We start from the raw sequence: 21,272 nt of genomic DNA, 5'->3' as shown, positions 1-21,272 counted from the left end.
ATGGAATTATTTTGGTATATCGTTTTAATGACAATGTTAGCTGTTTATGTAATTTTAGATGGTTATGATTTTGGAGCAGGAATTATTCATTTATTCTTTGCGAAAAAAGAAAAAGATAAAAAAGCAATCACCAATGCTATTGGTCCGTTTTGGGACGCTAATGAGGTATGGCTAATAGCCTCAGGTGGTGTGTTGTTTTTTGCATTTCCAACCTTATATGCTTCGTCTTTTAGTGGTTTTTATTTGCCATTAATTATGATTCTTTGGTTGCTTATTTTTAGAGCGATTGGTTTAGAATTGCGCGGACAAATCCATAACAAAATGTGGGAAAGTATTTGGGATAAAGCCTTCGGAATTTCTAGTTTACTCTTAGCGCTCTTTTTTGGTGTGGCACTTGGTAACGTAGTTCGTGGTGTTAATTTAGGAGGTGTAGTTGACGGTGTATCAACACATGAAGCACATTATTTCTTCCTACCACTTTGGAACCCAAGTTTTAGTCCGCAAGCAGAACAATTAGGGATCATAGATTGGTTTACCTTACTATTAGGTATCATTGGCGTAGTAGCGCTTGCCATACATGGAGCTAATTGGATTATTTTTAAAACCAATGCAGATATTAATGAAAAGCTTAAAAAAGTAGTTTTTAACCTCAATTTTGTACTCTTAGCTTTAGTGGTTGTTTCGCTTTTAGTGTGGCATATCATTGAGCCTAAACCTTTTCATAATTTTATAAAATATCCTTGGTTGTTTATTTTTCCAATTCTTACATTTATAGGATTATTTGGATTGTTTAAAGTGAAAACCTTTAAAAAACATGGCAAAGGTTTTTTGTTTTCTTCTCTATTTTTGGGAGGCGGATTAGCATCTACTGTAGCATCTATTTTTCCGAAGGTACTGCCTTCAACAAATGACATCAACCCAGACCTCACCTTGTATAACGTTGCAGCAGATGCATATGGTTTATCTGTTGGTGTTTACTGGTTTGCTATTGCAGCCGTTTTAGTGGCTATTTATATGTTTATTCAGTATAAAGTTTTTAACGGTAAAATGGATGATGTCGGTTATGGTGAGCATTAGAGAATTAATTATTTCATGACAGGAACCCTAATTTCTTTAATAAGTATTTTTATAGGATTGATTGCAGCAAATGTTTTTGCTTATTTCTATAAAACATACGATTTTGGTTTTACAGGAAATACACTAATTGGTGTTTTTGGAAGTATATTTTTTATTAAATTTTTTGGTAGATTGGGTTTTGACCCTTGGTCTATCATGCAAAACGGAACGTTGCATAGCGGTTTGTTTATTATAAATGTTTTGGTTTCGGCTTTGGGAGGAATTTTAGGACTTCTTTTTATAAAATTTTTAGCTGCTAAAATGAATACATAAAATTGTTAATTTCCTTTTAAACGCGTCCATAATTCTTTGATTAATTGTTTGCCATCTCTATTGTTTTTTGGCATTTCTATAAACGAAACATTTTTAGAAGCATCCACTTCTATTTTATACTGAAACACAAAATTATCAGCCTTTGGTTTTAAGCTTAATAACCCGAAACGTAAATCATTAAAATAAAGTACATCTTCTTTTTTTGTGATAGTATACCAACCTTCAGAAATGGTAATCATACGTTGTACTTTTTCGTTTTCGACTAAATTTCCTAGTAAATTGTGATTTTTAGGATAAGATTCAAATGCAATAGGTTTGCTGTCTAAAAACGAATAATTTCCTAATAAATATGCATCTTCTGTTTCTATATTAGCACTCCACAGTATCGTGTTTAAAGGAGAAGGTCTAGTGTCTATTTGGAGATAATTAATCTTCTGATTTTCTAGTGCTTTTTCAAACTGATAAAAAGCAATGCTTTTAAAAAGAAAGGTGAGTAGTAAATATGAAGAACTCATTAGCAACCCAATGTTATTGTATATTCTACGCTTCTTAGTTGCACGTTTTTGTCGCATGGCTAAAATTAAAAACACTAAAAAAGGTAATGTATACAACGGATCAATTACAAAAATGGTTTTAAACGCCAGTCTAATATCAAAAGGCCAAAATAATTGTGTTCCCCAAGTTGTGTGTGCGTCTAAAATAGGATGTGTTATAAATGCCCAAAAGAATAACCACGACCAACTTCTAAAGTTTTTAAAGGTGTCGTAACGAGAAACCAACCAACCAAAAATAGGCGCAAAGAGAACAGAGAATAGTATAGAATGTGTAAACCCTCTATGTATTGAAAGTGCCGAAACGGTATCTGTAAAATACGAAGCAAATACATCAAAATCAGGAATGGTTCCTGCAATTGCACCATAAAGCATAGCTTTATTGCCAATTTTTTTTCCTAAAACTGCTTCTCCTACAGCAGCTCCTAAAACAATTTGTGTTAGTGAGTCCATATGGTTTGCAAAAGTAAGTTAAGGATTATAAACAATAGAATTTAGGTTGTAAAAATGGTTATAGTTTTGATGATTTAAATTGTTAGAAACTGATGAATATCATAGTTTTTAAACCGTATTCTAATTATCTTAGCCTAAACAGTTAAAGCTAAAATAAATGATCAGAACACTTAATCAAAACGAAAGTACTAATCTTTTAGAATCAAACTATATTGGTAATTTATCATATATCTACCGAGATAGACCGTTTGTAGCTCCTATTACCTATTTTTTTGATAAAGCTAATAATGTGATTATAGGTTACTCTGCCGAAGGCCATAAAATTAATGCCATGCGAAAAAACAATAATGTTGCATTGGCAGTTTCAGAGACAGATTCTGTGAATTCATGGGAATCTGTTCTAGCTCATGGCACATTTTTAGAACTTTTTGGCAGCGATGCAAAAGCCCAACTCCATATATTTTCATTAGGTGTAAAAGATTTAATTATTAAAAAAGAACATCGTAAACTCGACTTTATTAGTGAATTTTCTAGTAAAATCTATAAGGATGATTTACCAATTGTGTTTCAAATTAAAATTGAAGAAATCACAGGTAAAATGAGACGTAATTAAATTTAAAAATAGTACATATGAAATATTTAAGCTTAGTATTAATAATGCTTTTATTAGTAAACTGTAAAAATGAGAAGCGTCAAGATAGTAGTCAAAGCATTGAAAACCTTGAAGACAATTTGCCTATCTCAAAAGATACAGTGCAAATTGTAGATGCTCATGATCAAGATTTAGACAAGAGTATAACCATTGCATCAAAACAACAAAAACTTAAAGAAAAAGTAGATGAAAGAGAAGCTCTTAAAGCTTTAATTTTTGACAAGAAATATCTCGTAGAGAAAAATGATTATACCATTAATTTTAGATATCCTTTACTTAATGAATCTGTTAATCCAATCTACCAAAATTTTAATACGTTTATCAATAATTATTACGTTAATGTGACTCAAACAGAGTTAGATATACTAGAAAATAAATCATTATGCGACAGTATTGAAGCATCAAAATTTAGAGAAGAACGATTTATTGATTACAAAATATACAATGTAAATGATCAACTTTTAAGCGTGCTATTTTATAAAGAGAATTTCTACTCTGGAGCGATGCATCCAAGTTATTCGTTTGATGCATTTAATTTTGATTTCAATAGCGGTGATTTTATGACTTATGAAAATTTTTTTAATCAAGGCTCTGAAGATGATTTAGTGATTTTAATCAATAAAAGTATTAATGAAAAAATAAGTAAAGGCGATTTGTATTATGATTGCTGGGAACTATCACCAGAAGATTTTTTTGAAAGTAAAAATAACTTCGTGCTTAATGACACATATATAGAGTTTTATTTTGATGATTGCGTCATGTGCCCTTCTTATACAGGTTCATATTCTATAAAACTTCCGTTGGTAGATTTACTTTCGGTATTAAAAAAGTATGATACAAATCCTTTAGTTTTTTAATAAAGCATTTCATGTTATTATGAAGACCAAAACACAGCCGTAATTTGTTGTATAGATAGGATCTATAATTCATTTTTTCAAACTTGTTGCAGGATATTTCCGAAGAATATTTAACGCTTCAACACCTAAGTTCGTTGTGTTTTTTGGTATAAAGTTTTCTTCGGAAATAGAACTTATATGTAATTAGGAAGCTTTATAAATATGCACATAGCGACCAATTAACTTTGTGAATAGTGAGTTGCAGCATGTTTTAACTAGTAATTAAATTACTCCCAATTTATTTTTTTTAACGAGAGACTTGAGGTAAGTTACGTTTTTAAGCACCTAATTCATAAAAATTAGACCATATGGAATATAGCGTAGCCATATTTGGAACTAAGTTTGAAAGTAACTATGAAAATTACATGATGTTGGCATTTGGCTTTGTTTAATAAATAGCAAATAGGGTCCCAATAATAAAACTAATAATGGCTTCTTTTATTGATAATTTTTCAGAGCTAAAAGTATCAGTGTATGCAATATATATAGCTGTTAATCCAAATATTAGAAATACTATTGTTAGATAAAAATCATATTGACTATTTGATATTCCTAACCAGCTGAAAAGGATTTCTTCAACGACCGCATGACCAAATAATGCTAATGCTAGATTTGCTTTGGCAGGATTTATAAAGAGTAGAATTCCAGCAATTAAAAGAATTAATGAAATTACCACAGGAGAGAAACTCATTAAATATTCAAAATCAAAATAACTTTCGATGTTGTAAGTTAGCTTTGAGTTGACAATAAAATTAGTTGAATACACTATCGAAAACAGTGAAAATATTACTCCTATAACTTTGTTGTATTTCATAGAATTTAGATTATGGCTCTCAGCTTTATTGCCAAAGCGTTTGTTTTTGGTTACGTTGTTTAAATACTAAAGTTAGGAAATAAAAACCGAATAGAAAGTGGGCGAGTACTTTTGCAAGTGCTAGATAACCAATTAATTAATTCTGCACATTGTTAGATGTAATTTTTTTATTATATTTATTTAAATATTTCGAAACTACTGTTATGAAAAAAAAAATGTTCAACATTTTGTGCTGTTTTTTAGGTATATATTCGTATGCTCAAGTTATAAATTTTCCTGATGCTAATTTAAAATCGAAACTGCTTGAACAGAGTTTTGGAGGAATAGCTTTTCTTGATGCTAACAATGATAATGAAATTGAAGTTTCGGAAGCATTAGATTGGACGTATTCTCTAGAGTTGGGGAATGCTAATATTTCTGACTTGACGGGAATTGAGTTTTTTATAAATGTCGATTATTTATATGTTCATAATAATAACTTAGTAGAAGTAGATTTGTCATCTTTAGTTAACCTAAAGTTTTTAAAAATTAATGATAACGCTTTGATTAACCTTGATGTTTCTGATTTAGCGAGTCTAGAATCAATACAGTGTTACAACAATCAATTAAGTTCACTAGATTTTTCTGGATTGACAAATATTTCAGTTATTAGTAGTAATAATAATCAATTGTCTTCTTTAATACTCAGTGACAACCTTGAACTTGTACATCTATATTGTGAAAATAACTTATTAACAAACTTAGATGTTAGTGATTCACCAAACCTAGTACAAGTTCAATGCTCTTCAAATAACCTAACAACACTAAATATTAAAAATGATAATGTTGAATTTATTAATTTTTCTGACAATATCAACCTTGAATATGTATGTGCTGATGGATCTCAACTTATTGGTATTAAGGATCTAATAACACAATATGGTTACACTAACTGTTATGTGAACTCATTATGTTCGTTCAATCAAGGTGAAGTTATTTATACTTTATCTGGAAATGTTAAATATGACGAAAACAATAATGGTTGCTCTACTATAGACATGAATTATAAAGACTTGAATTTAACAGTATTTGATGGTGCAAATTCGGGCGATATGTATTCAAATGCCGATGGAGATTATCAATTCAATATCCAAGCTGGAAATTATTCTATAACTCCAATTGTCCCTAATGCGACTTATTTTAATGTTTCGCCTACAAGCACTTCCGTTTCATTTCCTGACGTCAGTAGTCCTTATATTCAAGATTTTTGTATGACTCCAGCAGGATCATATCCCGATTTAAAAATTTCTATTGTAACAATTGAGTCAAATTATGATGATACTGTTACTTTTAGAATTAATTATAGTAACCAAGGAACTATGACACAGTCAGGATTAGTAAGTTTTGATTTTGACGATAACTTAATCGATTTTAATTCTGCTAATCCAATGGTATCAGAGCAAAATATTAATGAGTTAATTTGGCAATTCATCGATCTTAAGCCTTTTGAAACCAGGTCAATTGATTTTATATTAAATTTTAACGTTCCGCCAATTAATAATGGTGACGTTTTAAACTTTACTGGAACTATTAGTTCTAATTTGACTGAAACAACACCAGTTGATAATGTTTATAATTTTGATCATACATTTCAATGTTGTTTGTTAAATGTTTCCAGTTTTGAGTTTTCGGATTATTTTGATCAATATCCAAATCCAACTTATGATTTTTTAAATCTTAAAATGAAAAAACAAGTTGATGTAGAATCAGTTATTATATATAATATCTTAGGGCAAGAAGTAAAAACGGTTGCGTTTGAAAATGAACATATAAAAATTGATGTCTCAAATTTAGAATCTGGGCATTATTTCATTAAAATTTTAACTTCTCAAAAAGAATTTTTCACAAGGTTTATTACAAAGTAATTAGTTTTTTTTAAATCGCACCTAGCGTGATTGTTTAGACGTAGTTACGTGATTAAGCAACTAATTTATAAATAAAAACTTAATAGAAAATCAGTAAGGACTTTTGTAATCAGGCTAGAACCTAGCAATAAAATATTAGCATTGTTACCCAACGTTTCTTAATTTAATTACTTTCTTAATTAGATTCATTCCGTAAACATTGATGCTAAATTCCTCAATTTGCGTTTTAGTTCTATTATCCGCATTAATATTGCTGATTTTCGAATAAATCATTAATGGCTCTGTCAGGTCCTTAGAAATATAATTTATTGTAAAAACTTCGAATAAATCTATGTGACTAAGAGTTTTAATACGAGTAAGTTAGGTTGTAGGAATCAATATGTTATGATTAATGTCTGGGATTGAGAAATAACCAAATTCAGTAACAATTTCTTTTAGAATTTGATCAACTTTAACTATTTGTGAAACGTCAAGTGCTATCTCTAAATGATAATGTGGTTTTCTTATTTTTGAAAACTTTTCAAATGTATAGATTGAATTTCAAAATTTAAATCCGAAATATTTAAACTTAAACCCGTTATAGCTTGAATATGTTCAAGGTCATTTTGAAACTTATTCTTCAATTTTAAACACTCAAGTTTTGATGTTGGGTAGATGTTCATTTAGGAAATGTAGTACAAAGATTAAGTATAAGAGCAATAACGGATTGAACGCACTGACTTTTTACATAGTATTATACTAAATTAAACACAATAACGGTATGAGTTTGCACCCAAACCGCTATTGCGTTTATACATTGGTAGAATTTGTTATTTTTCAATCTTATGTTCCCAATAAGCACCACTTATGTCTGTTATTTTAAGCGTATATACTCCTTTGGGTAGAGTAGATAAGACTTCATTGTCTAAGTTTAGCTTTGCTTTTGCTCCTAAAGGAACAATTAAACTATATTTACCAGGCTTTATTTTAGCAACATAATAGTTTGATATATTCTCTTTATTCAAGTTTGCTAAATCATCTTGAGTATACTCAATAATTGTATTGTTTTTAGTGTCACTTAATTCAATACTAATAACCCAAGAGCCATAAACATCAACGCCTTCGGTTCTAAATACATTAAAATTGAGAGTATTGTTTTGAATTTCACCATTAGTAATTTCAAGTTTTGGCTTTACAGATTTGTTGTGAAGTGTTCCCCAAAGTCCTCCGTGAAATACTTGATTCGTCATTAAGGTTATTCCCAAAATAAATAGAGAACCTATTAAAACAACTTTTGGGAAAATAGATTCTTTAATAGGCAATATGCCTGAACCCAAGCAAGCAAACCATTTCTCTTTGGTTATTGCAAAATTATTTTTCATCAAATAATTGTCTACAGAGTATTTTCCACTGCCTGTTAAAAATAAAACAAAACCTGTAGCGATTCCTAACACTCCTATTTGCCATTCGTCTAGACAAGTTGTTCCAATCCAACCAGAACCTAAAAGAATTCCCATTGCTAACCCAAAAACACCAATACTCATTATTCGAGTAAATAAACCGAACATAATAAACAAGCCTACTATGCCTTCAATAATTGTGAAAATCACCATATTAATCCAAAGTGCATCTGGATGTTCTACTAAGTATTGTATAATCGGTTTTATCCCTAAGGCATTGGGTAAAAAAGCATTAAACTTCTCGCCAATATAACCCGTTACTTCTGGGTCTAGTTTATTGGCTAATGCAGTTCTTCTCCAAAATGCGGAAAAGTAAGTCCAACCTACTACTAATCTTAATGCTAGAGCTAAAAGCCCAGCATCATTTTTTATGCTCATATTTTTCATTGTATTGTATTATTTGTAATTGATAAAATACAGTCGCCTGACTGCTTTAAGTTTTTCTTAGGAAAAAAATCAATTACGAATACACCTGAATATTTTGATATAAAATGTAAAGAGGTATAGAAAGAACCAGTTTAGATGTACTGGATCGAAAAGTGTTTTTATTTTTTAACTGAAATGGAACATGAAAAGTAAATAACTCGTCATTAGCAAAAGTGACAAGTGCTTTTGTGCTTGATGTTGCCGAAGAATGGTTAATTTGGGTAGCATCAAAAGCCACACAACTTGTTGTCGAAATTGTGGTTTGATTCTTGTTTAATACATTTGTTTGAGGTATCTCTAGTTCAGCTTTTATAAAGTTTCTAACCTTACAAGGCGATAATAAAAGCAACAATACTAGTCCAAATACAGTTAGGATTGAGTAGTGTTTTTTTATTTCTAGCTTTTCATTCATTCTGTTCAAATGTAGCATTACTATTTTAAAAATGTGATATTTTTATAATAAAAACTAACGTGTTTGTGGGTGGTTTTGTTATGAAATTAAGCTTTAAAGTTAGCAAATAAATAGCAAGTATAAATTCCGAAGAAATAATCGTAAATAAACTCGAGGTATCAATAAATGAGATGTGACTTTATGTCGTCAAATGTGGGGCAAAGGTTGAGTGTGGTAATAAACACTAATAGCAGTATGCAATAAACGATTGAAACAAGTGCTTCTAATAATAAACCAGAAGGTCATATGGTATAAAATATAGTTTAACTAAGTTAAACAGTATGCGTTTTATTATCTGTATTCGGGATTTTCAAATTCCCATCGTTCGCCATTATCCCATTCTTCTCGAGAGTTGCCATAATTAGGGTAGCCGCTATTTTGTTTGAGCATCATTGCTAAATGCAGCAAATTATAAGTCATAAAAGTGGTATTCCTATTGGTAAAATTACTATCTAAACCAACTGGCTTATCTAATTGTTCTCCTTTCCATTCTTTATCTCCATAACTTGGTCCTGGACCAACTTTTCCAATCCATCCACAATCTGCTTGTGGTGGTATTGAATAGCCTACATGTTGAAGTGAGTACAATATTCCCATCGCACAATGTTTTATGCCATCTTCGTTACCAGTAACTATGCAGCCACCAACTTTACCATAAAAAATATATTGACCTTTGTCATTAGTTAAACTACTTAAAGCATAAAGTCGTTCAATTAATTTTTGAGCTTCAGAAGATTTTTCGCCAAGCCAAATTGGTGTGCCAATTATTAGGATATCAGCATCCAAAACTCGTTTTGTTAATTTTGGCCATTCATCAATATCCCATCCGTATTCTGTCATATCAGGATAAACACCACTTGCTACTTGATGGTCGATTAATCTAATCTCATCGATTTTGACTTTTTCCTTCATCATAATGGCTTTAGAAACGTCCATTAATGTTTCGGTGTGGCTCTCTTGTGGTGATTTTTTAAGAGTACAATTGATATAAATCACTTTTAAACTACTGAAATCTGATTTGTTCATTATTATATTTTTTTAAAATTGGCAGAAACAACAAGATATAGCTCTAGTCAATATCCAAATTAAGTAAGTACTTCTAATGTAGTGATTTTTTAGTAAAAATGGTTGTTGTTTGAAAAGAAAACCATGCGTTCCCTTAAAATATTACTAAGGTTTTTGCTGCTAAAAGTAGCATCTAAACGGTTTTTTTTAAAAGCAAAACCCTGTAAAGTAGGTGTTTACAGGGTTGATGGTGGAGTCGGAGAGAATCGAACTCTCGTCCAAACAAGCTATTAAAGAGCCTTCTACACGTTTAGTTTTTCATTAGGTTTTCGATTATAAGCTGGCAAAAAACAACCCACTTATAACTTATCTTCTTAATCTCGAAAGTGCGTCAAAGCGCCACACGATCTAAGTTAATATTTTCGATGCCTCAAATAAGAACGCCATTAACCAAGGCTTTCTGGAGACATTTAGCCTTTCTACCTAGTAGAAATGAGCTTAATCTTACTATAATTCAGATTAGGCAGCTAAAGCGTAGTTATTCTCGCCGATTAAAAAGTTGACCTAGCCTTTTACGTGTTTCAATGTCATTACACGACGTGCTTACCGTTTAATGAGTCTCGCTGTCAAAACCAGTCGACCCCTTAATGAGATAGCAAATTCAAATTCGCAACATCAAATTAATCTCAAATTTCATTTAAGACTACTTCAATACATCTCTAGTAATTTTTATTTTGGCGTTACCTTTCAGGTCAGGCTCTCACTACTCGCTCTCTGCGAGGAGCTCAAACAAACCGTTCCATCCTTAACGCACTTACCCAATGTACTGTAAAAACAGTAAAAGGAGTGCGAAATTACTAAAAATAGTAACGCAAAAGCTATACCAAAGCTATTTTATCATTCCGTTAAGAAAAAATGTCAGTTTCAATTCTTAATTTTAAGAAACTACACAACAATGATAAAAACAGGAACACAAGTAAAATGGTCATGGGGAAACGGTACAGCCACAGGTAAAGTACAAGAAACCTACACAAAAAAAACACAAAAAACAATCAAAGGCAATCAAATCACACGCAATGGTGAACAAGATAATAAAGCCTTATACATACAACAAGACGATGGAAACCATGTTTTAAAATTAGAAAGCGAAGTAGAGCCCATAGATTAAACAATTCAAATACGTATTACACTTGCTAAAATCACAAAATCAGCTTATTTTCGTGAAAAATCAACGCACATGAAATTCGCCATCATAAAAGAACGTAAAAATCCACCAGACAGACGTGTGGTGTTCTCACCAGAAAAACTCGCAGAAGCACAATTACAATTTCCTGACGCACAATTTGTTGTAGAGTCTTCAGATATTCGCGTGTTTTCAGATGAAGCTTATCGAAAAGCCGGATTTACAGTGACAGATGATGTGTCAGACAGTGATGTTATGATTGGCGTTAAAGAAGTTCCTTTAGAGGCACTTCTTCCTAATAAAAAATACTTTTATTTCTCGCATACTATAAAAAAACAACCTTACAATAGAAAGTTGTTAGTAGACATGCTTAATAAAAATATAGAAATGTATGACCATGAAACCATCGTCAAACAAAGTGGCGCAAGACTTATAGGTTTTGGTCGTTACGCTGGTTTGGTAGGAGCATATAATGGTTTTAGAGCCTTAGGTTTACGTGATGGTTTGTTTAAGTTACCAAAAGTTGAAACCCTTACCGATCTCAACGAAGTCAAAGCCGAACTCGATAAAATCACATTACCTAATATTAAAATATTGCTTACAGGTACAGGCAAAGTGGCACTTGGAGCAAAAGAAATTTTAGACCATTTAAATATTAAAGAGGTTAGTGATGCCTTATACTTAACATCCCAATTTACAGAGCCTGTTTACGTTATGGCAGATGTTATGGAATATGCCAAAAGAAAAGACGGTAAAGTAGGTGATAAATGGGAATTCTATAAAGATCCAACAGGTTACGAAAGTAACTTTATGGCTTATGCCAAAGAAACCGATTATTTTATTGCTGGTCATTTTTATGGTAATAATGCGCCTTATTTATTTACAAGAGAAGACGCAAAGCATCCAGATTTTAGAATTAATCTTGTTGCAGATGTCTCCTGTGATATTGATGGTCCTGTAGCATCTACAATTAGGCCATCAACAATTGCTAATCCTTTTTATGGCTACGATCCACTAACAGAAAAAGAAGTTGCCTTTGACGCTCAAGGAGCTATAACCATGATGGCAGTAGATAATTTACCTTGTGAATTACCTAAAGATGCAAGTGAAGGTTTTGGAGAAATGTTTTTAGAACATGTGATTCCAGCATTCTTTAATGATGATGCTCGTGGTATTTTAAAACGTGCTAAAATCACCACTGCAAATGGCAAATTAACTGATCGATTTAGTTACCTTCAGCATTATGTAGATGGGAAATAAGTAATTAGTGTTGTAGTTTGATAGATAATAGACTCAAAAATAAAAAAATGAAGTATATTCTTGCTATTTTAATTCTTGTACTAACGTCTCAAGTTCAAGCTCAAGATTTAAATCAGAAAAGTGTTTCTATTCCTTCATCCAATGATACACTTGTTTTAAAAACTAAAAAACAAAAAGGAGTAGGTGTTTTTGAGTTAGGATCAGGTTCTCCTAATTTTGAGAAATTTAATCAAGCTAGTAATTTGTTTATACCTCCCAAAAATATAGATAGTTTGTCATTTTCAAAAATTATTCCTGATTACAAAGAAAAAGAAACGAATTTCTTTTATATCATAAAAGGTGTTTTAAATGGGAAAGAAGTTTTTGTAATAGATCAAAATAATAATAAAGATTTTAACGATGATATTATCCGTCCTATTAAAGAATTCAAATGGAAATCTTCTGAAAATTTAGTTCAAATCAATTATAATATTTCAAATGGCGAAAAATTAGTTAGAGATTCTACATATATAGGTTTTGGTTATGCTTTTGGAAGATTATTATTTGGGAAAAGAGAATATCTTTTGGCAGAAGTAGAATTGGAAAACCAAAAATTTGAAATTGGAATTATTGATTATGCAAATTCAGCATTTTTCACATATAGAATCAGCACAGAAATTATCATTTTATCTAGAAATGAATTAAAAGTTGATTCGTTGCTAAAGAGGAATTCTATAAAAATGGGCGAATTTATAAAACTCAATGGGAATTATTATCGCTTTCATAGTATTTCAAATAATGGTGATTATTTGACATTGATAAGAGAATATGATTTTGAAAGCAAAATAGGCACACAAATAGGAATGTTAGCTCCAGAATTTGAAGCAATTTCTATGTCAAACGATATGGTTAAAAGTTCAGATTATATAAAAAAGCCATTAATTATCGTGAATTCTTGCGGTTGTGGAGGTGATGTGAAATCAACAGAAGCTTATTTTGAGATTAAAGAATTTTATAACAATAAAGTAGATGTTATTCGATTAGATTCCGCTATTAAGAAGAATAGTAAAGGGGTGCATATAGATGTAATGAAAGAACAAAATAAATCAATCTATGATGCTTACAGAGGAGTTTTCTGCTCAAGAATGTCCTATGTTATAGGAAAAGATAATAGAATTATTGATAAGTTTGAAGTTACCGATTGGAATAAGTTTTTACCCAAATTAAAATTATAGAAAAATTAACTGATCGTTTTAAATACCTTCAGGATTATGTAGATGGAGAAAAATAATATTAAAACAGCTTTAGTTACAGGAGCTGCCTCTGGTTTAGGGCTTGAGTTAGCCTTATTATTAGCAAAAGATGAGTATGATCTTATTTTAATTGATATTGAATCTAAAAAATTACAAGACGCTAAATCTCATATTTTAAATACACATCAAACCAATATTTCAGTATTAGTAAAAGATTTAAGTGTTATAAATATAGCGCAAGAAATATATGATGAGATTGATGCGTCTAAAATAGATGTTATCGTAAATAATGCTGGTTTTGGTTTATTTGGTACATTTTACGATACAGATTGGGATCGAGAATTACAAATGTTACACTTACATATTTTAACCACCACACATTTAATAAAGCTCATTCTTCCAGAGATGGTGAAACGGCAATCGGGTAAAATATTGAATTTATCTTCTTTAGCGGCTTTTCAACCAGGACCTATGATGGCATTATATTATGCATCAAAGGCGTATATGTTATCGTTTTCTCAAGCAATTTCTAATGAGTTAAAAGGCACAGGTGTGAGTGTAACTGTATTGTGTCCTGGTCCAACAAAAACGGCATTTCAAGGCGTTGTTTCAGAAGGTGTCAATGACAATAAAATTGGGTTTAATATGGCTAGTGCAAAAGATGTTGCCGCTTATGGTTATAAAGCTATGCATAACGGTAGAGTAGTGGCTATACCTGGTAATTTTAATAAATTTCTTTCTGTGTTACCAAGAATGTTAACACGTAATAGAACCACAAAAATTGTTAGAAAAATCCAGGATAAAAATAGAGCGTCTTAAATAGATGGTCTTAGGTTGACAAAATTTAAGTTTGGCACATTTCCGAAGAAAAAAAGAACACATAAAAAAGGCTTCCTAAACAGGAAGCCTTTATATGTTTAAATGGAAATATCTTAGTCTTCATCAAAAGAATCAAATTGTCCAGTCCATTGTCCAACAATAGGAGTTCCATCTGTTGCGACAAGATTAAAGGTCATTGATGTGTTTTCTCCACTAATTGCAATAACTACGGTACCTTCTTGTACGTTATAATCTGAAGTGTCATCATTTGTATAAACTTCAAGATCAACATATGTAAATTCTGCTCTTGAATTAGAGTATGTGTACGTACCGGCAACAAGACCATCTACTGAGTTTGTGTTTAAGTCAAAATAAATATTTAAACCATTTGCTGTTGTTGATGACAGCGTTACATCCCAATCAAAACTTCCATCTCCATTTTCACCATAAGAGAATAAAGAAGCAGAAGGGCTTAAGTTTGTAACAGTTCCTGCTATAGAAACTTCGTTAGAAAAGTCGTTTCCTGGATCACTACTATCGTCATCACTATCACAAGATTGTAGTGTTGTTAACGATACGGCTAAAAATAAAATTGAGTAAATAAATTTTTTCATTGTTATTGATTTTTATGATTGTAGGTAAATATATACATTTTTGCCTAAATGTTAAATAAAACTTAAAATAAATCTAACTATTTCTTAAACAAGAGAATACTCAGCAAGTTTAGCGCTAGGCACACCTAAATCTAAATAGAAGTAATGGGTCATCTTTCTTGTATAATTCTCGATTTGCGTTGCTATTTTCAATGCTTTTATAATACAGTTTTATAGATTGGGTCATTGTTTTTCGAACTAATAATTAACTATTAAAAAATAGCTTTCTAAAAGCAGTACTATTTAATTTACTTAGGTGTAACGACTCCCAATTATGATAATTTAAATATTTTGCGTTACATTTTAGAATTAGAAAAAGCCTTTAGCATCCAATACGAAATGGCTAAAAAACTGGCAAAAGTGGTTGTAAATATCCAAGCTTCAATATTGGGTTGGAAAATGATATTAAAACTATCTGTAAAAATAGTTAATGGATTGTTTATGATTTCCCAGGAGTTATGACGTAGAAAACGACCTAAATAAATACCAAATGCTGTGAGTCCAAAAATAGAAAGCATTAATGGTGTGAGCAATTTAGGTTTGAGATGCGATTTGAGTAGTTTTTCCATGTCTGATAATGATAAATAAAATAATATCAAACCGTTAAAAGCAAAGGACATAATTACTAAAATGTCTAGCCATAAATAAGTCTGGTTGGTACGTGTTAAATGCAATAAGTCGGTGACGAGATATGGTGCGTTTGGTAGGAAGAGTAGCCAAATTCCGAAGAAAAAAAACAGCAGTAATTTATTGGGTTTTTTAGTACTCATTAATCCCGTAGTTATTGCAAATGGGATGATGGCTAGAAATAAATTCCAGACTAGAAATAACAAATAGTACGATTGGTTTAATTTCATTCTAATCATCAATAATACAATGCTCAATACCATTGAAATTGATAATAAAGAGATGATTTTGAATTTATTGATTATGATGTATTTTATGTTGTTCATGTGATTTTTGTTTTGAAAATTATACGTTTCGACTACGCTCGAAATGACAGATGATTTTAATTGATTGAACTCCAATGATCTAAATTAATGTCAATTAAAAAAATGGTAATAATACCTAAGCTATAGGCTATTAAATCGCCAACGCTAAACGTGCTTCCTAAAATAATGACTGCTAGGTTATGGTCTCTAAGGTTTAAATAGTCTAATAGGTTGCAGAGTTGTAGAAATTCTATACCAAAAGAAAAGACTAAAACAGCTAAAGCTATATATAAAGGTTTGGCTTTAATAAAACTTCTAATGGCACAATACAATAAAATGACCGACAAATAATCACCAAAGGTGTGTCTAATAAAACCTGTGGTTAAAAATGCTGCTATGCAAATTTCTGTAGATAATAACAGCATGCTAGAGGCAAAAAAGGGTTTGTTAAATTTGAAGGTCATTTGATGTCTATTTTATCACCTAAAAATTTAGGCTCTACATTAAATAATATGTCTATTGAAGCTTTAGCTCTAGCGAGATATTCACGAAGTTGAACTCTTAATCCGTAACGTCCAGATACATTTTTTGCATTATAGGCTACAGCTTTAATATCATGGTGCTTTGCTAAATAAATGGCACGTTCGTTATGAAATTGTTGCGATATGATTGTTATAGAATTTTGACCAAATATTTTTTTAGCTCTAACCACAGAGTCTAATGTTCTAAAACCTGCATAGTCTAAAAAAATGCGAGCTTCGGGAATCCCTTGTGCTATAAGATCGTCTTTAAAAGTGGTGGGTTCGTCATAACTTTTGCTTCCGTTGTCACCACTTATCAATACAAAATCTATTTTTTGGGCTTTATAAAGTTCTACGGTTGCATCAATACGATATTTGTAATACAAGTTGATATTTCCGTTGGTAAGAAATTTTGAAGTCCCTAAAAGGAGACCTACTTTATTTTTTGGGACATTGTCAACAGTGTCATAAATGAAGTCTTCTGCCTGAGAACTTATCATAAGGTTAGTGAGCATTAAGCCAAGTAGCATAAAGATGGCAAGGAGAAATACAATTTTAAGTTTTTTCATGGTTGGTGTTTAGATAATCTTCATGATAATTTGAAAATATAGTAGTGCAATTGGGATATTTATTAAAAGTACGCCAATGGCTTTTAAGGTTTTAATTTTGTCATTTCTAAATAGTAAAATAACAAATAATGCTCCCAAAACTATTATATTAATAATAACAGAAAAATACACATAATAGTATCCTAAGACTGTAATCTCCATCATGTTTTTAAAATAAAGCTGAAGCAGTAAAAGCATGGTGCCAATGCTAAAAAATATGGTTGCAATTATGCAGGTTATTTTTAATCTATCCATGTTAATTTAAAATTAAGGTGTTGTTGTGTTTCTTCGGAAATATTAGAACTCTAAAATCGTTAATATTTATGTGTAATAGTTGCTTGTAATCAAAATGGTGAAAGGGGTTAGCTCGTTTACCAAGAGTATAAGAACGGTTGTAGTATTTGTAATAATCTGGCAGAATAATGATGCCTAAAATCATCGAACCGTAGAGATACAAACTGCGTTTTCCGTTGCCAAAACATAAGCATTGTAGTGCTATCTCATCCTCTACAGTAACACCATAACCGGTTAAGGTGTGATAGGCATCGTGACGCTCAACTTTTGGTATGAGTTCAAAACCATGCTTATTTAGAAAATCACCTAAATGTTTGCCAAAGGATTGGCTAGGATATGTGAGGAGTTCCTCTCGTGAAATTCCCCAAGATTTATGAGTTTTAAACAGTTGTGTATACAGGTTTTGAGAATGCTCAAAAAGCCAAACTATTAATTTTTTTCTATGTGCTCTAAATACGGTCATCTATACGTGTTTTTTCTTTTGCAAACCAAAGCCATGATTGGTTTGTGGTGATAAATGCTGATAGGCAAAATGCTGAAAAATGAAGGTCATAGTTTGAAACAACAATCCCATAACTACACAAGCCAAACGCAATACATGTGTAGTAAGGAAAACATAACTTGAACACCTGTTTGTTTGTAACATCATTTCCCTTGGCAGACCAGTAAAACGGACAAATAGTTCCTAGAATTACGATGGTGACACTTATACATACCGGAATGAAAGACAGCATAACATAAAGCAGTACGTTTTGGTCAAAATGGACACTACTAATAATCGTCCAAAAAATCACTAAAGCCAATAAACTAGACTTTGCAAGGTTTTCAGGAACGTTCATTAGTGTGTTTTTGGATTATTTACATGAGCATTAGTTACGGTTTCATAACTTAATTCTTGCCATTTTTGCTGTGATAAATTCAGGATGTGATTTTGATATTTTGTTTCAATTCTGTTTTTGTTGTGTTGAGAAATTTCAATGTCATCTCGTAATTCATAAAGTATAATTGCATTTCTGTTTGATAAATTGATGAGGTAATCAATGTCATAATCATCAGCATTTTTAAGATTATATGTTGTGATAATGGCATCCCAATTTATAGTACTGCACAGGAGTAACACAACAAACGCTATTTGTGTATTTCTACGGAATAAAAAGGCTAGGTTTTTAATCTTTAATACTTTTAAGAATGTCGTGATAAGGCCAATTAGCGTAAGAACAATATAAATATGAACACCAATGCGTTTATAAGTGAGACCAAATGAGGTGATATATATGTGATTTTTAATGGCTATTAAAACAATGAGAATAACGTTAAGGCAGATCCATGAAAAAGCAATGTTTTTAAGGATTCTATTTTCGGCATAAAAATTAAGATTTCCTCTAAAAAAGTAGAGAATTATACCAATTGCGATGATGATAGAGGCAATAAGTGTGTTGATTCCGCTATGTACATGATTTGATAATTCTGATGCTTTTGAAGTTTCAATTGAGGAGAGTGACATGAGGTCTGTAACGATATAAAACGCTAATAACACATTTAAAAGTGCAAGTAGTGTGGTTCCTAATTGCTTTTCTTTTTTTAATTTTTCTACGGAAAAGGTAGCCGTTTGCTGCAGCTCGTTTGTGGTTTGTAAATCTTTTGAAGTAGCTGGTTCTACAACCACAGGGTTTAAAATATTACTGAATAAAAAGTAGCCTAAAACCGTAAATAAAACCCATTGAATATTGATGAAATCAAAGTTTATTTTTGAAATTAAATCATTAAAAATTGGGTTTCCATTTTTGTATAATAAAATAAAAACGATACTAAATATTAAGGGGATACCTATAAGTTTAGCCCAATGCGCATAGTCAACATCTTTTTTCCAGTCTACTTTTTGAGCCGCTTCATTAGTTTCAAAATTTCTATGAAAAAAACCTGCAACAGTGGTGTAAATGCCGTTAAACCACTGTACATAAATGGAAGTTGAACTTTGTGACACAGTACCAACTAATGTGAAGAATGCAGCACAATTAGCGATAATAGCTAAACTAGAATGATTTACAAAAACAAAAATAGCACTTAAGGCATAGGCAAAAGCGTGTAGCAATAGTGTTTTGCTTTTAAATTTTTCTGAATTATAAATGACAAGAATTACAATTGTAATCAATGAGAACATGGATAAATTTAAACCAATACTCTTGTTGTAAAATAAGATGCTAAAAAGTAACGAGGCGATAATAATTGCGATGTGTTTCATAAAAATGTGTTTTAGTTTTATAAAGTACTTTGTATTTCAAAGTAAATAGATAAAAAAAATGTTTATGGTCCTTTATATATTAATTTTTCTAGTGCTTCAATATGTTTTTTAAATTCTAATTTTCCCAGTTTTGATGCCGCATAACGTGTGTTCGGTTTTCTACCAATAAACTGTTTTTCAACAGTGATGTATGCTTCTTTTTCAAGTGCTTTGGTGTGACTGGCAAGGTTACCATCTGTAGCGCCTAAGAGTTCTTTTAGCATTTTAAAATCTGCATATTCGTTAACCATAAGTATAGACATAATGCCTAGTCTTATGCGATGGTCAAATGCTTTATTTATGTTGTTTATGATGCTCAAGTTTCAGTATTCAGTAATCGATGTTTAGTATTTTGTAAAGTTAGCTCAACTTAATAAAATATTGACGTTATTTATAAACTCTATCATATTTAAAATGCATGATTGTGCCATAGAATATATGACAAATGCCAAAACCAAATGCCCAAAATACTAGGCCGTAGCCTAAAAAATAGGTTGCTATTAACCCAGTAATGATCATTGTTAGTCCTAATGACCTTACATAGCCTAATGTGTATTTACTTGCGTTTATTAAAGCTAAACCATAAAATATCATAGTAAGCGGAGCAACGTAAGGATAACCACCTTTAGTCATTAATATGAGTATAAATAATCCGCCAGTTACTAAAGGAATGCAAAAATTAATCAATAAACGTTTTGAAGTGGAATCCCAAAGACTCTCATTTTGTTTTTTTGCTTTATAAAAACTTAAAATAATTCCGGTAATCATCGCTAATAAAACAACCGATGATGCAATTATAAAGATTTGGATTAAATGATCTTGCGTTAAAATTAAACTGCGATAGCCATCCACTGTAATGATGTTATTGGCATAAATAATACGATACCCTAAATACGCACCTATGAGAGCGTAAATACCTGCGAGTATACCAGACAAACCGCTAATAGATAAAAATCGTGATGATTTATGCATCATGGATTTGATGTCACTTATATCCTGTAAATAGTTTTTTGATTCCATTGTAAAGTACTTTGAAATACAAAGTAAGTAAAAATAATTGAATTATACGAAATAAATTTTTGTTAATTTTGAAAGTACTCTATTTGAACTTTATGAAACCAGCAGAAGCATACATCCTAAGACAAAACGAGCCGTACAGGTCGATATTACTGCATTTACAACTTCTTATTGAGCATACGCTACCCGAATCTCATTTAGAATATAAGTGGAAACTACCTTGTTATTATATAGAAAAGCGACCAATTTGCTATCTAAACCATAGTAAAGATTATGTCGATGTTGGGTTTTGGCATTCGGCTCATTTAACTAAATATACAGAGCATATGGTTTCAGAAAACAGGAAAGTAGTCAAATCTATGCGCTACAGAACCTTAGAAGCTATAGATGACGATTTATTTATTAAGATTCTAAAAGAAGTTGAGAAGTATAAAAACAAATCGTTTTTGAAATAGTTTTCAGTTTTTAGAAGCACCATTTAGATCTCAACTG

General features: G+C 31.1%; 25 protein-coding genes and 1 other RNA gene. 10 read left to right on the top strand and 16 right to left on the bottom strand.

Features of this window, described 5'->3' with window-relative positions; translation table 11 throughout:
• Together cydB and TD29_RS03390 are read left to right on the top strand one after the other, a co-directional pair.
• Complete coding sequence (cydB, locus tag TD29_RS03395) at positions 1-1,077, top strand: cytochrome d ubiquinol oxidase subunit II (protein WP_040278894.1); 1,077 nt, start codon at positions 1-3, stop codon at positions 1,075-1,077.
• A gap of 15 nt (positions 1,078-1,092) precedes the next feature.
• A complete protein-coding gene (locus TD29_RS03390; RefSeq protein WP_040278893.1) occupies positions 1,093-1,389 on the top strand; it encodes a hypothetical protein in 297 nt (98 codons plus the stop codon).
• Between the two features lie 5 nt (positions 1,390-1,394).
• Here TD29_RS03390 and TD29_RS03385 read toward each other — a convergent pair whose 3' ends face one another.
• On the bottom strand, positions 1,395-2,393 hold the full coding sequence (locus TD29_RS03385) for a metal-dependent hydrolase (protein ID WP_040278892.1): 999 nt from the start codon (positions 2,391-2,393) through the stop codon (positions 1,395-1,397).
• A gap of 157 nt (positions 2,394-2,550) precedes the next feature.
• On the opposite strand from TD29_RS03385, the gene TD29_RS03380 reads away from it, so the two are divergent.
• Together TD29_RS03380 and TD29_RS03375 are read left to right on the top strand one after the other, a co-directional pair.
• The gene (locus TD29_RS03380; protein ID WP_040278891.1) at positions 2,551-3,006 is read left to right on the top strand and encodes a pyridoxamine 5'-phosphate oxidase family protein; all 456 of its coding nucleotides are present in this window, start codon (positions 2,551-2,553) and stop codon (positions 3,004-3,006) included.
• A gap of 17 nt (positions 3,007-3,023) precedes the next feature.
• Positions 3,024-3,902, top strand: coding sequence for a DUF3298 domain-containing protein (locus TD29_RS03375; RefSeq protein WP_040278890.1), 879 nt, complete (start codon positions 3,024-3,026; stop codon positions 3,900-3,902).
• 427 nt (positions 3,903-4,329) lie between these two features.
• Here TD29_RS03375 and TD29_RS03370 read toward each other — a convergent pair whose 3' ends face one another.
• On the bottom strand, positions 4,330-4,755 hold the full coding sequence (locus tag TD29_RS03370; protein WP_152611453.1) for a hypothetical protein: 426 nt from the start codon (positions 4,753-4,755) through the stop codon (positions 4,330-4,332).
• Between the two features lie 203 nt (positions 4,756-4,958).
• On the opposite strand from TD29_RS03370, the gene TD29_RS03365 reads away from it, so the two are divergent.
• On the top strand, positions 4,959-6,659 hold the full coding sequence (locus TD29_RS03365; RefSeq protein ID WP_152611452.1) for a T9SS type A sorting domain-containing protein: 1,701 nt from the start codon (positions 4,959-4,961) through the stop codon (positions 6,657-6,659).
• Positions 6,660-7,468: 809 nt separating this feature from the next.
• Here the strand turns inward: TD29_RS03365 and TD29_RS03360 are convergent.
• From TD29_RS03360 to ssrA, 4 genes are all read right to left on the bottom strand, one after another.
• Positions 7,469-8,485, bottom strand: coding sequence for a TQO small subunit DoxD (locus TD29_RS03360; RefSeq protein WP_040278888.1), 1,017 nt, complete (start codon positions 8,483-8,485; stop codon positions 7,469-7,471).
• A gap of 73 nt (positions 8,486-8,558) precedes the next feature.
• Positions 8,559-8,936 (bottom strand): hypothetical protein, encoded by a 378-nt coding sequence (locus TD29_RS03355; protein ID WP_040278886.1) that lies wholly within the window; start codon positions 8,934-8,936, stop codon positions 8,559-8,561.
• A gap of 330 nt (positions 8,937-9,266) precedes the next feature.
• Complete coding sequence (locus TD29_RS03350; RefSeq protein ID WP_040278885.1) at positions 9,267-10,001, bottom strand: flavodoxin family protein; 735 nt, start codon at positions 9,999-10,001, stop codon at positions 9,267-9,269.
• 227 nt (positions 10,002-10,228) lie between these two features.
• Positions 10,229-10,624, bottom strand: a transfer-messenger RNA (tmRNA) gene (ssrA, locus tag TD29_RS18175).
• Positions 10,625-10,935: 311 nt separating this feature from the next.
• Between ssrA and TD29_RS03345 the strand changes: the two genes are divergently transcribed.
• The 4 genes from TD29_RS03345 to TD29_RS03330 all read left to right on the top strand — a co-directional run bounded on the left by TD29_RS03345 (position 10,936) and on the right by TD29_RS03330 (position 14,474).
• Complete coding sequence (locus tag TD29_RS03345) at positions 10,936-11,148, top strand: hypervirulence associated TUDOR domain-containing protein (RefSeq protein ID WP_040278884.1); 213 nt, start codon at positions 10,936-10,938, stop codon at positions 11,146-11,148.
• Positions 11,149-11,217: 69 nt separating this feature from the next.
• On the top strand, positions 11,218-12,423 hold the full coding sequence (locus TD29_RS03340) for an NAD(P)-dependent oxidoreductase (RefSeq protein ID WP_040278882.1): 1,206 nt from the start codon (positions 11,218-11,220) through the stop codon (positions 12,421-12,423).
• A gap of 47 nt (positions 12,424-12,470) precedes the next feature.
• A complete protein-coding gene (locus tag TD29_RS03335) occupies positions 12,471-13,637 on the top strand; it encodes a peroxiredoxin family protein (RefSeq protein ID WP_040278881.1) in 1,167 nt (388 codons plus the stop codon).
• A 42-nt stretch (positions 13,638-13,679) separates the two neighbouring features.
• Positions 13,680-14,474 (top strand): SDR family NAD(P)-dependent oxidoreductase, encoded by a 795-nt coding sequence (locus TD29_RS03330; protein ID WP_040278880.1) that lies wholly within the window; start codon positions 13,680-13,682, stop codon positions 14,472-14,474.
• 113 nt (positions 14,475-14,587) lie between these two features.
• Here TD29_RS03330 and TD29_RS03325 read toward each other — a convergent pair whose 3' ends face one another.
• The 10 genes from TD29_RS03325 to TD29_RS03285 form a co-directional block, all read right to left on the bottom strand.
• Positions 14,588-15,088 (bottom strand): hypothetical protein, encoded by a 501-nt coding sequence (locus TD29_RS03325; protein ID WP_040278879.1) that lies wholly within the window; start codon positions 15,086-15,088, stop codon positions 14,588-14,590.
• 335 nt (positions 15,089-15,423) lie between these two features.
• Complete coding sequence (locus tag TD29_RS18170) at positions 15,424-16,080, bottom strand: DUF1361 domain-containing protein (protein ID WP_152611451.1); 657 nt, start codon at positions 16,078-16,080, stop codon at positions 15,424-15,426.
• A gap of 56 nt (positions 16,081-16,136) precedes the next feature.
• Positions 16,137-16,523 carry a ribosomal maturation YjgA family protein gene (locus tag TD29_RS03315; protein ID WP_040278878.1) on the bottom strand — a complete coding sequence of 129 codons (387 nt, stop codon included), beginning with the start codon at positions 16,521-16,523 and terminating at the stop codon, positions 16,137-16,139.
• On the bottom strand, positions 16,520-17,149 hold the full coding sequence (locus TD29_RS03310) for a SanA/YdcF family protein (RefSeq protein ID WP_040278876.1): 630 nt from the start codon (positions 17,147-17,149) through the stop codon (positions 16,520-16,522). The genes TD29_RS03315 and TD29_RS03310 overlap by 4 nt, the downstream gene beginning before the upstream one ends.
• A 9-nt stretch (positions 17,150-17,158) precedes the next feature.
• A complete protein-coding gene (locus TD29_RS03305) occupies positions 17,159-17,443 on the bottom strand; it encodes a hypothetical protein (protein ID WP_040278875.1) in 285 nt (94 codons plus the stop codon).
• 1 nt (position 17,444) lies between these two features.
• Positions 17,445-17,945: a Coq4 family protein gene (locus TD29_RS03300; RefSeq protein WP_040278874.1), complete on the bottom strand. Its 501-nt coding sequence runs from the start codon at positions 17,943-17,945 to the stop codon at positions 17,445-17,447.
• On the bottom strand, positions 17,932-18,321 hold the full coding sequence (locus TD29_RS18350) for a hypothetical protein (protein WP_152611450.1): 390 nt from the start codon (positions 18,319-18,321) through the stop codon (positions 17,932-17,934). The genes TD29_RS03300 and TD29_RS18350 overlap by 14 nt, the downstream gene beginning before the upstream one ends.
• On the bottom strand, positions 18,321-19,724 hold the full coding sequence (locus tag TD29_RS03295) for a DUF4153 domain-containing protein (RefSeq protein ID WP_040278873.1): 1,404 nt from the start codon (positions 19,722-19,724) through the stop codon (positions 18,321-18,323). Before TD29_RS03295 ends, TD29_RS18350 begins: the two co-directional genes overlap by 1 nt.
• Before the next feature lie 62 nt (positions 19,725-19,786).
• On the bottom strand, positions 19,787-20,083 hold the full coding sequence (locus TD29_RS03290; RefSeq protein ID WP_040278872.1) for a winged helix-turn-helix domain-containing protein: 297 nt from the start codon (positions 20,081-20,083) through the stop codon (positions 19,787-19,789).
• Positions 20,084-20,150: 67 nt separating this feature from the next.
• Positions 20,151-20,783, bottom strand: a complete 633-nt coding sequence (locus TD29_RS03285) for a hypothetical protein (protein WP_040278870.1) — start codon at positions 20,781-20,783, stop codon at positions 20,151-20,153.
• 92 nt (positions 20,784-20,875) lie between these two features.
• On the opposite strand from TD29_RS03285, the gene TD29_RS03280 reads away from it, so the two are divergent.
• Positions 20,876-21,235 (top strand): DUF1801 domain-containing protein, encoded by a 360-nt coding sequence (locus TD29_RS03280; protein ID WP_040278869.1) that lies wholly within the window; start codon positions 20,876-20,878, stop codon positions 21,233-21,235.
• The last annotated feature ends 37 nt before the right edge of the window (positions 21,236-21,272 follow it).

This window comes from Psychroserpens damuponensis (genome assembly GCF_000826655.1).
Taxonomy (GTDB): Bacteria; Bacteroidota; Bacteroidia; order Flavobacteriales; family Flavobacteriaceae; genus Psychroserpens; species Psychroserpens damuponensis.
This window is presented reverse-complemented; position numbering and strand designations above follow the sequence as displayed.

Coding starts and splice junctions, on each gene's coding strand:
- cydB (WP_040278894.1), top strand. CDS start 1: ATGGAATTATTTTGGTATATCGTTTTAATGACAATGTTAGCTGTTTAT.
- TD29_RS03390 (WP_040278893.1), top strand. CDS start 1,093: ATGACAGGAACCCTAATTTCTTTAATAAGTATTTTTATAGGATTGATT.
- TD29_RS03385 (WP_040278892.1), bottom strand. CDS start 2,393: ATGGACTCACTAACACAAATTGTTTTAGGAGCTGCTGTAGGAGAAGCA.
- TD29_RS03380 (WP_040278891.1), top strand. CDS start 2,551: ATGATCAGAACACTTAATCAAAACGAAAGTACTAATCTTTTAGAATCA.
- TD29_RS03375 (WP_040278890.1), top strand. CDS start 3,024: ATGAAATATTTAAGCTTAGTATTAATAATGCTTTTATTAGTAAACTGT.
- TD29_RS03370 (WP_152611453.1), bottom strand. CDS start 4,755: ATGAAATACAACAAAGTTATAGGAGTAATATTTTCACTGTTTTCGATA.
- TD29_RS03365 (WP_152611452.1), top strand. CDS start 4,959: ATGAAAAAAAAAATGTTCAACATTTTGTGCTGTTTTTTAGGTATATAT.
- TD29_RS03360 (WP_040278888.1), bottom strand. CDS start 8,485: ATGAAAAATATGAGCATAAAAAATGATGCTGGGCTTTTAGCTCTAGCA.
- TD29_RS03355 (WP_040278886.1), bottom strand. CDS start 8,936: ATGAATGAAAAGCTAGAAATAAAAAAACACTACTCAATCCTAACTGTA.
- TD29_RS03350 (WP_040278885.1), bottom strand. CDS start 10,001: ATGAACAAATCAGATTTCAGTAGTTTAAAAGTGATTTATATCAATTGT.
- TD29_RS03345 (WP_040278884.1), top strand. CDS start 10,936: ATGATAAAAACAGGAACACAAGTAAAATGGTCATGGGGAAACGGTACA.
- TD29_RS03340 (WP_040278882.1), top strand. CDS start 11,218: ATGAAATTCGCCATCATAAAAGAACGTAAAAATCCACCAGACAGACGT.
- TD29_RS03335 (WP_040278881.1), top strand. CDS start 12,471: ATGAAGTATATTCTTGCTATTTTAATTCTTGTACTAACGTCTCAAGTT.
- TD29_RS03330 (WP_040278880.1), top strand. CDS start 13,680: ATGGAGAAAAATAATATTAAAACAGCTTTAGTTACAGGAGCTGCCTCT.
- TD29_RS03325 (WP_040278879.1), bottom strand. CDS start 15,088: ATGAAAAAATTTATTTACTCAATTTTATTTTTAGCCGTATCGTTAACA.
- TD29_RS18170 (WP_152611451.1), bottom strand. CDS start 16,080: ATGAACAACATAAAATACATCATAATCAATAAATTCAAAATCATCTCT.
- TD29_RS03315 (WP_040278878.1), bottom strand. CDS start 16,523: ATGACCTTCAAATTTAACAAACCCTTTTTTGCCTCTAGCATGCTGTTA.
- TD29_RS03310 (WP_040278876.1), bottom strand. CDS start 17,149: ATGAAAAAACTTAAAATTGTATTTCTCCTTGCCATCTTTATGCTACTT.
- TD29_RS03305 (WP_040278875.1), bottom strand. CDS start 17,443: ATGGATAGATTAAAAATAACCTGCATAATTGCAACCATATTTTTTAGC.
- TD29_RS03300 (WP_040278874.1), bottom strand. CDS start 17,945: ATGACCGTATTTAGAGCACATAGAAAAAAATTAATAGTTTGGCTTTTT.
- TD29_RS18350 (WP_152611450.1), bottom strand. CDS start 18,321: ATGAACGTTCCTGAAAACCTTGCAAAGTCTAGTTTATTGGCTTTAGTG.
- TD29_RS03295 (WP_040278873.1), bottom strand. CDS start 19,724: ATGAAACACATCGCAATTATTATCGCCTCGTTACTTTTTAGCATCTTA.
- TD29_RS03285 (WP_040278870.1), bottom strand. CDS start 20,783: ATGGAATCAAAAAACTATTTACAGGATATAAGTGACATCAAATCCATG.
- TD29_RS03280 (WP_040278869.1), top strand. CDS start 20,876: ATGAAACCAGCAGAAGCATACATCCTAAGACAAAACGAGCCGTACAGG.